Below are 13555 nucleotides of genomic sequence, written 5' to 3'. Positions count from 1 at the left end.
TTTATTTTATTAATATCAGTTCTGCCTATAAAGGACTTAGGGTAATATGACTATCTATAATCTAAAACCACTTTTCCAAAATTTATTACGTCCTACCGTAAATTTTCTACAAAAATATGGTATTACTGCCAACCAAGTCACATTAAGCGCGATGTTCTTGTCAATTGCGGTTGGTTTGTTGCTGAGCCTGTTTCCTTCTACTCGCTTCTATTGGCTACTGCCTATTTTTCTTTTTATTCGTATGGCGCTCAATGCCATTGATGGCATGTTAGCACGGGAACATCACCAAAAATCTCATTTAGGCGCGATTTATAATGAACTTGGTGATGTGATTTCCGATATCGCACTTTATCTCCCCTTCTGCTTTTTACCGAATATCAACAGTGTCAGCCTGTTGGTGATTTTGTTTCTGGCTGTCCTGACTGAGTTTATTGGTGTTCTGGCACAAACGGTGGGGGCATCACGGCGCTATGATGGACCAATGGGAAAAAGTGATCGGGCTTTTGTCTTCGGTAGTTATGGGCTGATTATCGCATTTTTCCCTTCCGCCTTGAGCTGGAGCCATTACCTGTTCCCTCTCGTGATTATTTTACTTTTGATAACTTGCTACCCCAGGAGCAGGAGAAAGCAGAAAAAGCCATTATTATTTTTCACCGGGGCCATGAACATTCAGGGCGACTCCAGCATATTGTCGATGAACTCAGTCTTCCTGATGTACCAATGTTTGCATGGGATGCCCGCGGACATGGAAAAACGGCAGGGCCACGTGGTTATAGCCCATCAATGGGGACATCTATTCATGATGTTGATGAATTTGTTCGGTTTATTGCCAGCCAATACCACATTGCGATGGAAAATATCGTGGTCATAGGTCAGAGTGTCGGGGCCGTATTAGTGTCTGCCTGGGTACATGATTATGCGCCAAAAATCCGCGCCATGATACTTGCAGCTCCCGCATTCGATATCAAATTATACGTTCCTTTTGCGGTACAAGGGTTGCGATTGATGCAAAAAGTACGGGGTGTTTTTTTCGTCAATTCCTATGTAAAAGCGAAATTCCTGACTCACGATGAAGCTCGCATCGCCTCTTATGATAATGACCCTCTGATTACCCGTGAAATTGCCGTCAATATTCTGCTGGAGCTTTATCAAACCGCAGAGCGCGTAGTGAAAGATGCCGGCGCCATTACATTACCAACACAACTCTTTATTTCCGGCAATGATTATGTGGTGAACCCTAAACCCCAACACCAATTTTACCAACAGTTAAATACCCCGATGAAAGAGAAACATATTATGGCGGGGTTTTATCATGATACGCTGGGAGAAAAAAACCGCTGTTTGGTCTTCGACAAAATACGCACTTTTATTGACCGTATTTTTGCCGTCCCACGCTACCAACATGATTACAACAATGAAGATATCTGGAGCCGTACAGCCGATGAATTCCGCGCATTAACCCATCCATTACCCCGTTTATGTCCTAAAAACCTCAGCTATAAATTGATGCGTAAGACGATGAATACACGCTGGGGAAAAGCTTCCGAAGGCATTCGTATCGGCCTTGAAACAGGTTTTGATTCCGGTTCCACACTGGATTATGTCTATCGTAATCAACCACAAGGCCAAGGAATTTGGGGACGGTTAGTGGATCAACAGTATCTCAGGGGCAATATTGGCTGGCGCGGCATACGGCAACGCAAAATCAATATGGAAACATTAATCCGTCAAGCTATTCACCATCTGCATCAACAAAATCAACCGGTTAATATTGTCGATATCGCCGCCGGGCATGGACGCTATATTTTTGATGCAATCAATGATTTCAGCAAAATTGACGCCATTTTGTTAAGGGATTACAGCGAACTCAATGTCAATCAAGGCCAAGCTTATATTAAGGAGCGCAATCTTACCGATAAAATCCGTTTTGTAATCGGTGACGCTTTTAATACTGAAAGCATTGCATCCATCACGCCAACACCAACCCTAGGTATAGTTTCCGGTCTTTATGAATTGTTTTCCGACAATAGGTTAATCAGAAACTCCTTGCGCGGCCTTGCCGATGCGATCGCCGAAAATGGCTATCTGATCTATACCGGACAACCGTGGCATCCCCAGCTCGAAATGATTGCCCGTGTTCTTTCCAGTCATCGTGAAAATCAACCGTGGATCATGCGACGACGCACCCAAGGGGAAATGGACGCGTTAGTAGAGGCTGCCGGTTTTGAAAAACAGGAACAATTAACGGATAACTGGGGAATTTTTACTGTATCGATTGCCAAACGCATTCGTCGCCGAGAATGAAACGATGAAATACCCAGTGCAACTTCCCTCTGAAAGTCGCCAGCGTTTATGGCTGACAGCCAGTGTATGGCTATTGTTTCTGGCGCCCTTTTTCTTTATGACATACGGGCAGATTAATCAATTCACCGCACAGAGAAACGATGTGGAAGTCGTCGTTTTCAGTTGGGAACAGAAGCTCCCTTTTTGGCCGTGGACCATTATTCCTTACTGGAGCATCGACTTATTTTACGGAATATCATTATTTATCTGTACTACTCGCCGTGAACAATGGATTCATGGCTGGAGATTAGTGACAGCGTCACTGATTGCCTGTACCGGATTTTTGTTATTCCCTTTGGAGTTTTCGTTTTCCCGCCCTACAACGGACGGGATTTTCGGCTGGTTATTCACTCAATTAGAACGGTTTGATTTGCCCTATAATCAGGCACCTTCCTTACATATTATCCTGTTATGGTTGCTCTGGCTGCGTTACGCCACACACCTTCAAGGCTATTGGCGTGGATGGCTGCATGTCTGGTCTGCCCTCATTGCCCTATCCGTTCTCACCACTTGGCAGCACCACTTTATCGATATGATCACCGGCTTTGCTGTCGGTGTCATCATTAGTTATTTGTTACCCATTTCGCATCATTGGCAATGGCAGCCCAGTCAGGATCGTTATGCGCGAAAACTCTTTGGTTATTATGCAATGGGAAGTTTCCTTTTTACGCTGATGGCGTATGAACTAGGAGGCGTTTTCTGGATGCTGCTGTGGCCTGCGATATCATTATTGATGATCGCTCTTGGTTATGCCGGATTGGGCAGTACAGTGTTCCAAAAACAACCCGACGGACGTATGTCACTGTCTGCACGCTGGTTACTGGCGCCGTATCAATTGGGGGCTTGGCTTGCTTATCTTTGGTTCAGGCGCCAAATCTCACCTTATGATCAAATCACAGAAAGCATTATCCTCGGTTACTTGCCCCGTCAATCTGATATTGCGTCACTCAACACAACCAGTGTGTTTGATCTGACCGCGGAGTGGCCCAGAAAACCTGATAAGTACGAAAAACGCTATATTTGCCAGCCTCAAATAGATTTATTGCCGCTCACTCCAGAAGAATTGCAATCCGCTGTTTGTACCTTGGAAAAATTGCACCAAAAAGGCAGCGTATTTGTTCATTGCACCCTTGGATTGTCCCGTAGTGCCATGGTTGTAGCGGCCTGGCTGCTAAAACAACATCCGGAATATAACATCACCACGGTAATGAATATCCTGCGTAAGGCCAGGCCATTAGTGACTTTTAGGCAGGCACATTTGGATGCGCTGGCACAATGGGAAAGCACCTATCGGCACAGGTGAACGTTTCAAAAGGGCAATAAAACTGCCCTAATTATTTGATTTTTATTTTTCCGGCACTACCCTATTAGTTAACTTTTTGACATATAACACTTTTTTCACCTAACAAAAGCGATATGCTGACAGCTCTTTTTCAGCCCATCATCTGATAGCTTATTTTTGGTTCTCAATTAAATGAATACACGTAAAATTAAGGGGATACGTCCATTTAGCGCGTTTATCGACGCGTGTTGGAAAGAAACTTACTCTTTCCAGCGTTTTATCAAAGACATGATTGCCGGGATCACGGTGGGGATCATTGCTATCCCACTGGCGATGGCGTTGGCAATCGGCAGTGGTGTTGCACCACAATATGGCCTGTATACTGCGGCCATTGCAGGGATTGTTATCGCCCTTACCGGCGGATCTCGCTATAGTGTTTCCGGGCCAACGGCGGCTTTTGTGGTGATACTCTATCCGGTTTCACAGCAATTTGGCCTGAGTGGTTTACTGATTGCCACACTGATGTCAGGCATTATTTTGCTCGTGATGGGATTGGCGCGATTTGGCCGTCTTATTGAGTACATTCCGTTGTCTGTCACGCTTGGCTTTACTTCCGGTATTGCAATAACTATCGCGACCATGCAGGTGCAAAATTTCTTCGGCCTGAAACTGGAACATGTGCCGGAAAATTATATTAATAAGGTGATTGCCCTCTCCCAAGCGTTTCCTTCATTACAAGTCAGCGATACCCTTATCGGTTTAACCACCCTGCTGATATTGATTTTCTGGCCCAAATTAGGGTTAAAGTTACCGGGTCACTTACCGGCTTTGATAGCAGGTACGGGTGTCATGGGCATCATGCATTTGCTGGGTCATGATGTGGCAACGATTGGCTCATCATTCAGCTATACGCTGGAAGACGGTACACAAGGTCAGGGTATTCCTCCCATCCTGCCCCAATTCATTCTGCCGTGGGATTTGCCCGATAGCCATTCCCTCGATATTAGCTGGAATACTGTATCTGCATTACTGCCCGCCGCGTTTTCGATGGCCATGTTGGGGGCGATTGAATCCCTGCTGTGCGCCGTGATCCTGGATGGCATGACCGGAAAAAAACATCATTCCAACAGTGAATTGATGGGTCAGGGAATCGGTAATATTATTGCTCCCTTCTTTGGTGGGATCACTGCAACGGCGGCGATTGCCCGTTCAGCCGCGAATGTGCGGGCGGGGGCAACTTCACCGATTGCCGCGGTCGTCCACTCGCTGCTGGTACTGCTGACGCTGCTGGTTCTTGCTCCCCTGCTGTCTTATTTGCCGCTTGCCGCGATGTCCGCCATTTTGCTGATCGTGGCATGGAATATGAGCGAAGCCCATAAGGTTGTGGATCTCATCCGTCGTGCCCCCAAAGACGATATCATCGTCATGTTACTGTGCCTGTCATTGACGGTTCTGTTTGATATGGTGGTGGCCATTACGATTGGTATTGTGTTGGCTTCACTGCTGTTTATGCGCAAAATTGCCAATATGACCCGTATCAGTACTTCTCCGGCGACAAATCATGATACAGGTCTGCTGGTTGTGCGCATTAATGGGCCTCTGTTTTTCGCTGCCGCAGAGCGTATTTTTGCGGAACTGAAAGAACAAGGAAGCGATTATCACACCATCATTATGCAGTGGGATGCGGTTCCCGTTCTGGATGCCGGTGGGTTACATGCCTTTCAAAGGTTTGTGCGGGAGATGGGAAAAGAGAAACATATCGCCGTGTGCGATATCTCCTTTCAGCCGTTGAAAACGCTGGCACGCGCCAAAGTCGAGCCGATTAAGGGGCAATTGAGTTTTTACGCCACTTTACCCAAGGCGCTGCAAGAAATAGATCCGCCTAAGTTGTAGATAAGGAAGGGAATTAGCTGCTTATTAAATCTGCGGTTACAGAGCAAAATACCTGTAACCGCATTATCCAGAAAACTCGGCGGGTTCAGGGATTATTTGCTGGTATCCAGCTCCGACAAACTTTTTACTACATCATCAATGGCTTTCATCTGCATCAGGAATGGTTCCAGTTTTGCCAGTGGCAGTGCTGACGGGCCATCACATCGTGCATTTTCCGGATCAGGATGTGCTTCAAGGAATAACCCTGCAATGCCTACCGCCATACCCGCACGAGCCAGCTCTGCCACTTGCGCGCGACGGCCACCCGAAGCGGCACCAAAGGGATCACGGCACTGCAATGAGTGCGTCACGTCGAAAATCACCGGTGCACCCTGAGTCGCCTGCTTCATGACACCAAAGCCCAGCATATCGACAACCAGATTGTCGTAACCAAAGTTACTGCCACGGTCACACAGTATTATCTGATCGTTGCCGCCTTCTTTAAATTTTTCAACGATATTCCCCATCTGCCCCGGGCTGACGAACTGCGGTTTTTTGATGTTGATGACTGCGCCGGTTTTTGCCATCGCTTCAACCAAATCAGTCTGACGGGCAAGAAAAGCGGGAAGCTGGATAACATCCACCACATCGGCAACCGGCTGGGCTTGCGCAGGTTCATGCACGTCCGTGATGATTTTGACGCCAAAAGTCTGTTTTAGCTCCTGAAAGATTTTCATTCCCTCTTCCAAGCCCGGCCCGCGGTAGGAGTGAATAGAAGAACGGTTAGCCTTATCAAAAGACGCCTTAAAAACATAAGGAATGCCCAGTTTTTGCGTGACGGTTACATAGTGTTCACAAATACGCATGGCCAAATCCCGTGACTCAAGGACATTCATCCCGCCAAACAGGACAAAAGGCAGATCATTTGCGACCTTGATGTCACCAATATTAACCACTTTCTGTTGCATGTTTATACCTTCTTTTGTTGAGGGCAAATAGTTAAGGGCAAATAAATTTGCTGTACCCATAGAAAATAAATGAGGAACAAAGAAATTCTGTCCCACAATGCTATTTAGCTATTTAAGCCATTTAATGGAGGATGATAGATCTCTGCTCAATGGTGTTAATCTGCATTTTTATCATTTCTGAAATAGGATCTTCGGGGCAGTGCTCCACAAAATAACTCAAATCCGAAACCGCAATGTGATTACAGTCGAGCTGGGCATAAATCAGCCCCCGGTCGCGGATTTCATACGGATCTTCGGGATCGAACATCAGCACGACTTCGCTGGCTTTTAGCGCCAACTCCATCTTTTTCTCTTCCATCAGGGAAACTTTGATGGTATCGGTGATTTTCCGCACAATACTGATATTATCGGCTTCTTGTAAGTCTTTGTTTTCCAGACGAACCATCGGGCCAATATTCCCTTTTAACCAGACATCAAGAATATGTTCGTTGAGCGTATCGCCATTCATGGGATTGATAAACCAGGTTGGCTCATCGGCTAAATCCACTCGCAGGATGAGCTGGGTCGGGAATATGACAGGCTGGACGGGCAATTCCAGCGTTTGGGCAATATGGGCAAATACCGTTCCCAGTGCGACGGGAGCGCCTTGGTGTGAATGCAATACACTGTCCAACCACAGCGTATCAGACAAACAATACACCCCATTGGCTCCGCCAAATTTCCACTCTCGATAAAAAAGCGTCAATAACGATTGCAATTTTGCTTTGGGGCCGACAATAGAAGAAAGTTTCTGCCGGGCTTCTTCAATCAGTGCGGTTAATTGTTCCGTCACCCTTGTTTGGGGAAAATCAGGACGAATGGCCCGTGTTACTAGAATAATACCATCTATCAGGGAAGCATTATTGAATTCATAATTAACTATGGTTTTCATCTTTATTCCATTGACCTACCGTGATACGTTCGTTACCGCCATAATCCTGAAAGGTGGCTATCTGTTGATAACCTTTTTCCAAAAATAGGTTTCTGACAACGATCCCCTGTTTCCAGCCATGTTCCAATAATAGCCAACCGTTTGGTAACAGGAAGTGGCGAGCCTGCTCTATAATTGTCTGCAAATCTGCCATGCCATTTTGTGCAGCAATCAAGGCAGTGGCTGGTTCAAACCTGACATCTCCTTCGCACAAATGAGGGTCAAGTTCATCAATATACGGAGGATTACTGACAATCATATCAAATTGTCTTTCCCCGACCGCAGAAAACCACTCACTTTGCAAAAAATTCACATTGTGAAAAGGAGGATGGAAAGCCAGTTTCCCGGCGTTTCTTTCCGCATTATGTTTCGCTAACGCCACCGCATCCGGGTTGATATCCACCCCGGTTACATCACAATCGTGCCGCTCACTGGCCAGCGCCAAGGCAATTGCCCCGGTTCCCGTACCGAGATCCAGAATGCGTGCCGGTGAATCAGGCAGCAATGCCAATGCCTTTTCAACCAGGCATTCCGTATCAGGACGCGGGATCAAAGTGGCGGGTGATACCGTCAGGGGCAGTGACCAAAACTCACGCTCCCCGACAATATAGGCAATCGGTTCGCCATGAAGACGGCGCGCCAGAAGAGCATCAAGCAGTCCAGCTTCCTCCGGGGAAATCGGCGTTTCATTAAAGGCAATTAAATAAGTGCGGGAACGCCCTGTTACGTACTGCAACAGAATTTCTGCATCACGCTTAGGGCTATCACTTTCAGTCAACTGTCCGGCCGCATACTGGAGCCAATGTTGATAATTCATCAATCCTGCTCTGACAAGGCGGATAATTGGTCTGCCTGATATTCCGTTACGATAGGCTGGATAAGCATATCCAGTTTGCCTTCCATCACTTCTTCAAGGCGGTATAACGTCAGGTTGATGCGGTGATCGGTCACCCGTCCCTGCGGGAAGTTGTAGGTTCGGTTGCGATCTGAACGGTCGCCGGAACCCAGCAAGTTACGGCGTTCAGAAGCCTCAGCCTCCTGACGTTTTTGCATCTCAGCGGCACGAATACGGGCAGCCAGTACCGACATCGCTTTTGCTTTGTTTTTATGCTGTGAACGCTCATCCTGACACTCTACGACAATCCCCGTTGGCAGGTGGGTAATTCGAATGGCGGAATCCGTGGTATTGACGTGCTGCCCGCCCGCGCCGGAAGAGCGAAAAGTATCAATTTTCAGATCACTGGGGCTGATTTCCGGTAATTCCGCCTCCGGGATTTCCGGCAGAATAGCCACGGTACAGGCAGAAGTATGAATACGCCCCTGGGATTCTGTTTCCGGCACACGCTGAACACGGTGGCCGCCAGACTCAAATTTCAGGTGACCATAAACTTGCTCGCCGGAAATTTTGGCAATCACTTCTTTATATCCACCATGCTCGCCTTCGTTGGCGCTCATGATCTCCACTTTCCAGCGGCGGGATTCTGCATAACGGCTGTACATGCGGAATAAATCTCCGGCAAATATTGCCGCTTCATCGCCACCGGTTCCGGCACGCACTTCAAGGAAACAGTTGCGCTCATCATCCGGATCTTTCGGTAATAACAGCAGTTGCAGTTGCTGCTCTAATTCTTCATTACGAATTTTTGCGCCTTTGAGTTCTTCCTGCGCCATTTCCCGCATTTCGGGATCATCAAGCATCATCTCAGCAGTTTCGATATCATCCTGAACGCTTTTCCACGCTTTAAAACAGTTAGTCACATCGGTCAGTTGCGCATATTCTTTTGATAAAGCGCGAAAACGCTCTTGGTCGGCGATAACCGCAGCATCACCGAGGTGAGCCAATACTTCTTCATGGCGTTCTTGTAATGCTTCCAATTTAGCGACAATAGAAGGCTTCATTCGTAATATAAGACCTTAATTTAGGATAGGGTTAATGATGATCCAGCCCAAGGCTGTCCCGTAATAGATTCAGGCGTTCCAAATCGCCATCACTGGCAGCCTGTTGGAGAGATTTCGTCGGTGTGTGGATCAGACGGTTCGTCAATTGGTAGGTCAATTGGTTAATGATCTGTTCAGCATCAGCACCCTGCCTGATGGACATTAATGCCTTTGCCGTCATCTCAGCCCTGATTTTCTCTGCCTGTTCTCGATATTCGCGAATTGTATTAACAGCGCCCTGAGAACGCAACCAATCCATGAAATGGCTGCTTTCTTGTTGCACAATCCCTTCCGCAACCACCGCTGCCGCTTTACGTTGGGCGAGATTCTGCTGAATAATGGCCTGTAAATCATCCACGCTGTACAGATAAACGTCACTCAATTTTTCAACATCCGGTTCAATATCGCGGGGAACGGCAATATCAATCAATAACATCGGTTGGTTGCGGCGTAATTTCAGCGCTCTTTCAACCATGCCTTTGCCAATGATCGGTAATGGGCTGGCGGTGGAACTAATGACAATATCCGCTTGTGCCAATCGGGTATCAATATCGGGCAGGGAAATAACCTCTGCATTGACTTCACTGGCCAGCCTCTGTGCCCGCTCTTTTGTCCGGTTGGCGATCATCATGCGATTCACACCATGCTCTTTCAGGTGACGAGCAACCAGTTCAATCGTCTCTCCGGCACCCACCAGCAGGATATTTAATTGGGAAAGGGATTCAAAAATTTGCCGCGCCAGTGTACAGGCAGCAAAGGCCACGGAAACGGCATTGGCACCAATTTCCGTTTCTGTTCTGATCCGTTTAGCCACCGAGAACGATTTTTGGAACAAGCGCTCCAGTTCACCCGACAGCGATTGATAATTTTGCGACTCAGCGAACGCCTTTTTCACCTGCCCCAAAATCTGCGGTTCCCCCAGGACAAGGGAATCCAGGCCGCTCGCGACGCGCATCAAATGGCTGACGGCATCATTACCTAAATGCCAATAAAGGCTTGCGGTTAAATCATCAGGATTAAGTTGATGGTATCTGCATAGCCAATGAATTAACGGTTCTTTAAAATTACCCTGCTGCTCAACACTGAGGTAGAGTTCCGTGCGGTTACAAGTAGACAGCACAACGCCGCCCCGCACCAGAGGCTGTTGGAGCAAATCATCAAGCGCTAATTTTAGCGTGTCAGGAGAAAAGGCCACCCGCTCACGTAACGAAACAGGCGCTGTTTTATGGTTGATACCGAGTGCTAATAAAGTCATCTTAACTGCATTGAGTTATCATAGGAGGCAAGGTTATGATGATATTGATAATTATTCTCATAAACTCACGCCTTTCATAAGGACTCTTTGGCCGAGCATTCTACTTGATGCGTCAATTCAATAAAAGTCAATCGGACGGTTCTGCGGTAATTTATTCGAGAATTGTTAGCAAATTTTCGCTAAATTACTCCCTTGATTATAGACTTGGGTAGCACGCCTTAAGTTGTTATATAGACCACCAAGGGTTATTGTATGAAAATATTTTCGTTTTTTCGCTTACTTCCCCTCGCCGGTGTTTTGCTGACGGCCTGTACCGTCACACAACCCCCGACAGGCATGGGATCAGCGGATACGCCGCAATGGCACGCCCGTGAGCAGCAACTGATAACGCTGGGGCACTACCAAACCCGTGGTTCTTTCGCTTATCTGGCCGATGAGAAAAAAGTGTACGCCCGATTTTTCTGGCAACAATATTCGCCTGACAATTATAAATTACTGCTGCTCAATCCACTGGGGACCACCGAATTGGAATTATTCGTCGAACCGAATAAGATTCAACTGACTGACAATAACGGTAAAAAATATCTCAGTGATAAACCTGAATCCTTAATTTACCAGCTAACCAATATGCATATTCCACTGGATAATTTAAAAAGCTGGATGATTGGTCTGCCGGGTAGTGCCAAAAATTTTCAGTTGGATGCCAATTACCTGCTGAAATCCGTGAGTGACAAAAAAAATGGTGAGCTCTGGCAAGTCAATTATCAAGGATACGATACCTCGATGACACCCGCCTTACCCACGCGACTGGAACTGACGCAAGGAAAAAACCGCATAAAATTAAAGATGGATAACTGGACGATTCAATAATGACGTTAACCTGGCCTTCTCCGGCAAAATTGAATTTATTTTTGTATATCACCGGGCAGCGACCCGATGGTTACCACGAACTGCAAACGCTGTTTCAATTTTTGGATTATGGCGATCAAATCACCATTTCACCACGCCAAGATAATCAAATCCGCTTGCTGACGCCGGTTGCCGGTGTCGCCCATGATGATAATTTGATCGTGCGAGCCGCCCGATTATTACAGGACCATTTGTTACAAAAACGAACGTTACAAAAACGATCGTCACAAAAACAAATAACCGACTATTTGGGTGCCGATATTCGCATTGATAAATGCTTGCCGATGGGCGGCGGTTTGGGCGGCGGTTCTTCCAACGCGGCCACGGTATTAATTGCCCTGAATCACCATTGGCAAGCCCATCTGTCTGATAATGAATTGGCACAGCTTGGCGTAAGCCTTGGTGCCGACGTTCCGGTCTTTGTCAAAGGCCATGCTGCCTTTGCCGAAGGCATTGGAGAAAAACTCCAGCCCGCGTCACCGGAAGAAAAATGGTTTTTGGTCGCCCATCCCGGAATTGAAATCGCAACGCCGACAATCTTCACAGATCCTGAATTAAAAAGAAATTCTCCGATTCGTGCTCTGGGCGCATTATTACAGGCACCATTCGCAAATGATTGTGAACCAATCGCAAGAAAACGTTTTCGTGAGGTTGAACAGCTTCTTTTATGGCTGTTAGAATACGCACCGTCACGCCTGACCGGAACCGGTGCGTGTGTTTTCGGCGAGTTCGAATCAGAAGCATCGGCCCGTAAGGTGTTAAATCAAGCCCCAGAGTGGATGCAGGGCTTTGTTGCGCGTGGTGTCAACATTTCTCCATTGCATACATTCCGCTCTGGGATACCCGTGTTATTGCACCAATGAACGCTGTTTGTTCGATTGGTCAACAATATCTCTCTGGACGCAAGCCTGAGGTTTATCCCGTGCCCGATATGAAGCTTTTTGCTGGTAATGCTACACCTGAACTAGCACAACGTGTTGCCAACCGCCTGTACACTAGCCTGGGAGACGCTGCCGTCGGCCGTTTTAGCGACGGTGAAGTCAGTGTTCAAATCAATGAAAATGTACGCGGCGGTGATGTTTTCATCATCCAGTCCACTTGCGCACCCACCAACGACAACCTGATGGAATTGGTCGTTATGGTTGATGCGCTACGTCGTGCTTCTGCTGGCCGTATTACCGCTGTTATCCCTTACTTCGGTTATGCTCGTCAGGATCGTCGTGTCCGTTCAGCCCGTGTGCCTATCACCGCCAAAGTCGTCGCGGACTTTTTGTCCAGCGTGGGTGTAGATCGTGTTCTCACGGTAGATCTGCACGCTGAACAGATCCAAGGCTTCTTTGATGTTCCGGTTGATAATGTCTTTGGTAGCCCCATCCTGCTGGAAGATATGCTTCAGCAAGAGTTGGAAAACCCGATTGTCGTTTCTCCGGACATCGGTGGTGTCGTTCGCGCCCGTGCCATTGCCAAACTGCTGAACGATACCGATATGGCTATCATTGATAAACGTCGTCCACGTGCAAACGTTTCTCAAGTCATGCATATCATTGGTGATGTTGCCGGCCGTGATTGCGTTCTGGTTGATGATATGATCGACACCGGTGGCACACTGTGCAAAGCAGCCGAAGCATTGAAAGAGCGTGGAGCGAAGCGCGTATTTGCTTATGCCACCCACCCTATTTTCTCCGGCAATGCCGTGGAAAACATCAAGAACTCCGTGATCGACGAATTTGTAGTCTGTGACACCATTCCTCTGTCTGATGAGATCAAGGCGTTGAACAAAGTTCGTACTTTGACACTGTCTGGCATGCTGGCGGAAGCTATTCGCCGTATCAGCAATGAAGAATCAATCTCTGCGATGTTTGAGCACTAATATTTGTGTTTTAGGGCAAATATTAAACGCCAACTTATTCAAGTGATTAAATAAATCATTGCCTGAAAAACCCCGTTGCTGTTTCCTCAGTAACGGGGTTTTCTGTTTATTTAGCAGGCAAAATTAATGATTCCATCATGAATAAATC

General features: G+C 47.1%; 11 protein-coding genes and 1 pseudogene. 7 read left to right on the top strand and 5 right to left on the bottom strand.

Annotated elements, in window-relative coordinates; genetic code table 11:
- Positions 1 to 46: 46 nt before the first annotated feature.
- The 4 genes and pseudogenes from XDD1_RS09295 to dauA all read left to right on the top strand — a co-directional run.
- Positions 47 to 625 (top strand): annotated as a pseudogene (locus tag XDD1_RS09295) (CDP-alcohol phosphatidyltransferase family protein); the annotation flags it as partial.
- Positions 556 to 2304: a bifunctional alpha/beta hydrolase/class I SAM-dependent methyltransferase gene (locus tag XDD1_RS09290; protein WP_071827260.1), complete on the top strand. Its 1749-nt coding sequence runs from the start codon at positions 556 to 558 to the stop codon at positions 2302 to 2304. The pseudogene XDD1_RS09295 and the gene XDD1_RS09290, both read left to right, overlap by 70 nt.
- Before the next feature lie 4 nt (positions 2305 to 2308).
- Positions 2309 to 3646, top strand: a complete 1338-nt coding sequence (locus XDD1_RS09285) for a phosphatase PAP2/dual specificity phosphatase family protein (protein WP_045970588.1) — start codon at positions 2309 to 2311, stop codon at positions 3644 to 3646.
- A gap of 171 nt (positions 3647 to 3817) precedes the next feature.
- Positions 3818 to 5518, top strand: a complete 1701-nt coding sequence (gene dauA, locus XDD1_RS09280) for a C4-dicarboxylic acid transporter DauA (RefSeq protein ID WP_045970586.1) — start codon at positions 3818 to 3820, stop codon at positions 5516 to 5518.
- Positions 5519 to 5610: 92 nt separating this feature from the next.
- Here dauA and kdsA read toward each other — a convergent pair whose 3' ends face one another.
- The 5 genes from kdsA to hemA all read right to left on the bottom strand — a co-directional run bounded on the left by kdsA (position 5611) and on the right by hemA (position 10628).
- Complete coding sequence (gene kdsA, locus XDD1_RS09275) at positions 5611 to 6465, bottom strand: 3-deoxy-8-phosphooctulonate synthase (protein WP_045970584.1); 855 nt, start codon at positions 6463 to 6465, stop codon at positions 5611 to 5613.
- Positions 6466 to 6586: 121 nt separating this feature from the next.
- On the bottom strand, positions 6587 to 7396 hold the full coding sequence (sirB1, locus tag XDD1_RS09270) for an invasion regulator SirB1 (protein WP_045970582.1): 810 nt from the start codon (positions 7394 to 7396) through the stop codon (positions 6587 to 6589).
- A complete protein-coding gene (gene prmC / locus XDD1_RS09265) occupies positions 7380 to 8252 on the bottom strand; it encodes a peptide chain release factor N(5)-glutamine methyltransferase (protein WP_045970580.1) in 873 nt (290 codons plus the stop codon). The genes sirB1 and prmC overlap by 17 nt, the downstream gene beginning before the upstream one ends.
- Positions 8252 to 9334: a peptide chain release factor 1 gene (prfA, locus tag XDD1_RS09260; RefSeq protein WP_045970578.1), complete on the bottom strand. Its 1083-nt coding sequence runs from the start codon at positions 9332 to 9334 to the stop codon at positions 8252 to 8254. Before prfA ends, prmC begins: the two co-directional genes overlap by 1 nt.
- Before the next feature lie 31 nt (positions 9335 to 9365).
- Positions 9366 to 10628 (bottom strand): glutamyl-tRNA reductase, encoded by a 1263-nt coding sequence (hemA, locus tag XDD1_RS09255; protein ID WP_045970576.1) that lies wholly within the window; start codon positions 10626 to 10628, stop codon positions 9366 to 9368.
- Between the two features lie 252 nt (positions 10629 to 10880).
- Between hemA and lolB the strand changes: the two genes are divergently transcribed.
- From lolB to prs, 3 genes are read left to right on the top strand one after another with little or no spacing between them, the layout of a single operon-like run.
- Positions 10881 to 11498, top strand: a complete 618-nt coding sequence (lolB, locus tag XDD1_RS09250) for a lipoprotein insertase outer membrane protein LolB (RefSeq protein ID WP_045970574.1) — start codon at positions 10881 to 10883, stop codon at positions 11496 to 11498.
- Positions 11498 to 12400: a 4-(cytidine 5'-diphospho)-2-C-methyl-D-erythritol kinase gene (gene ispE / locus XDD1_RS09245; RefSeq protein WP_045970572.1), complete on the top strand. Its 903-nt coding sequence runs from the start codon at positions 11498 to 11500 to the stop codon at positions 12398 to 12400. The genes lolB and ispE overlap by 1 nt, the downstream gene beginning before the upstream one ends.
- Positions 12401 to 12459: 59 nt before the next feature.
- Positions 12460 to 13407 (top strand): ribose-phosphate diphosphokinase, encoded by a 948-nt coding sequence (gene prs, locus XDD1_RS09240; protein WP_045973432.1) that lies wholly within the window; start codon positions 12460 to 12462, stop codon positions 13405 to 13407.
- The last annotated feature ends 148 nt before the right edge of the window (positions 13408 to 13555 follow it).

The sequence above is a fragment of the Xenorhabdus doucetiae genome, assembly GCF_000968195.1.
Classification (GTDB): Bacteria; Pseudomonadota; Gammaproteobacteria; order Enterobacterales; family Enterobacteriaceae; genus Xenorhabdus; species Xenorhabdus doucetiae.
This window is presented reverse-complemented; position numbering and strand designations above follow the sequence as displayed.

What these genes read in the sequence shown, in the direction of transcription:
- kdsA (WP_045970584.1), bottom strand. Translation starts at nt 6,465, where the DNA reads ATGCAACAGAAAGTGGTTAATATTGGTGACATCAAGGTCGCAAATGAT.
- hemA (WP_045970576.1), bottom strand. Translation starts at nt 10,628, where the DNA reads ATGACTTTATTAGCACTCGGTATCAACCATAAAACAGCGCCTGTTTCG.
- lolB (WP_045970574.1), top strand. Translation starts at nt 10,881, where the DNA reads ATGAAAATATTTTCGTTTTTTCGCTTACTTCCCCTCGCCGGTGTTTTG.
- prfA (WP_045970578.1), bottom strand. Translation starts at nt 9,334, where the DNA reads ATGAAGCCTTCTATTGTCGCTAAATTGGAAGCATTACAAGAACGCCAT.
- ispE (WP_045970572.1), top strand. Translation starts at nt 11,498, where the DNA reads ATGACGTTAACCTGGCCTTCTCCGGCAAAATTGAATTTATTTTTGTAT.
- sirB1 (WP_045970582.1), bottom strand. Translation starts at nt 7,396, where the DNA reads ATGAAAACCATAGTTAATTATGAATTCAATAATGCTTCCCTGATAGAT.
- dauA (WP_045970586.1), top strand. Translation starts at nt 3,818, where the DNA reads ATGAATACACGTAAAATTAAGGGGATACGTCCATTTAGCGCGTTTATC.
- prmC (WP_045970580.1), bottom strand. Translation starts at nt 8,252, where the DNA reads ATGAATTATCAACATTGGCTCCAGTATGCGGCCGGACAGTTGACTGAA.
- XDD1_RS09285 (WP_045970588.1), top strand. Translation starts at nt 2,309, where the DNA reads ATGAAATACCCAGTGCAACTTCCCTCTGAAAGTCGCCAGCGTTTATGG.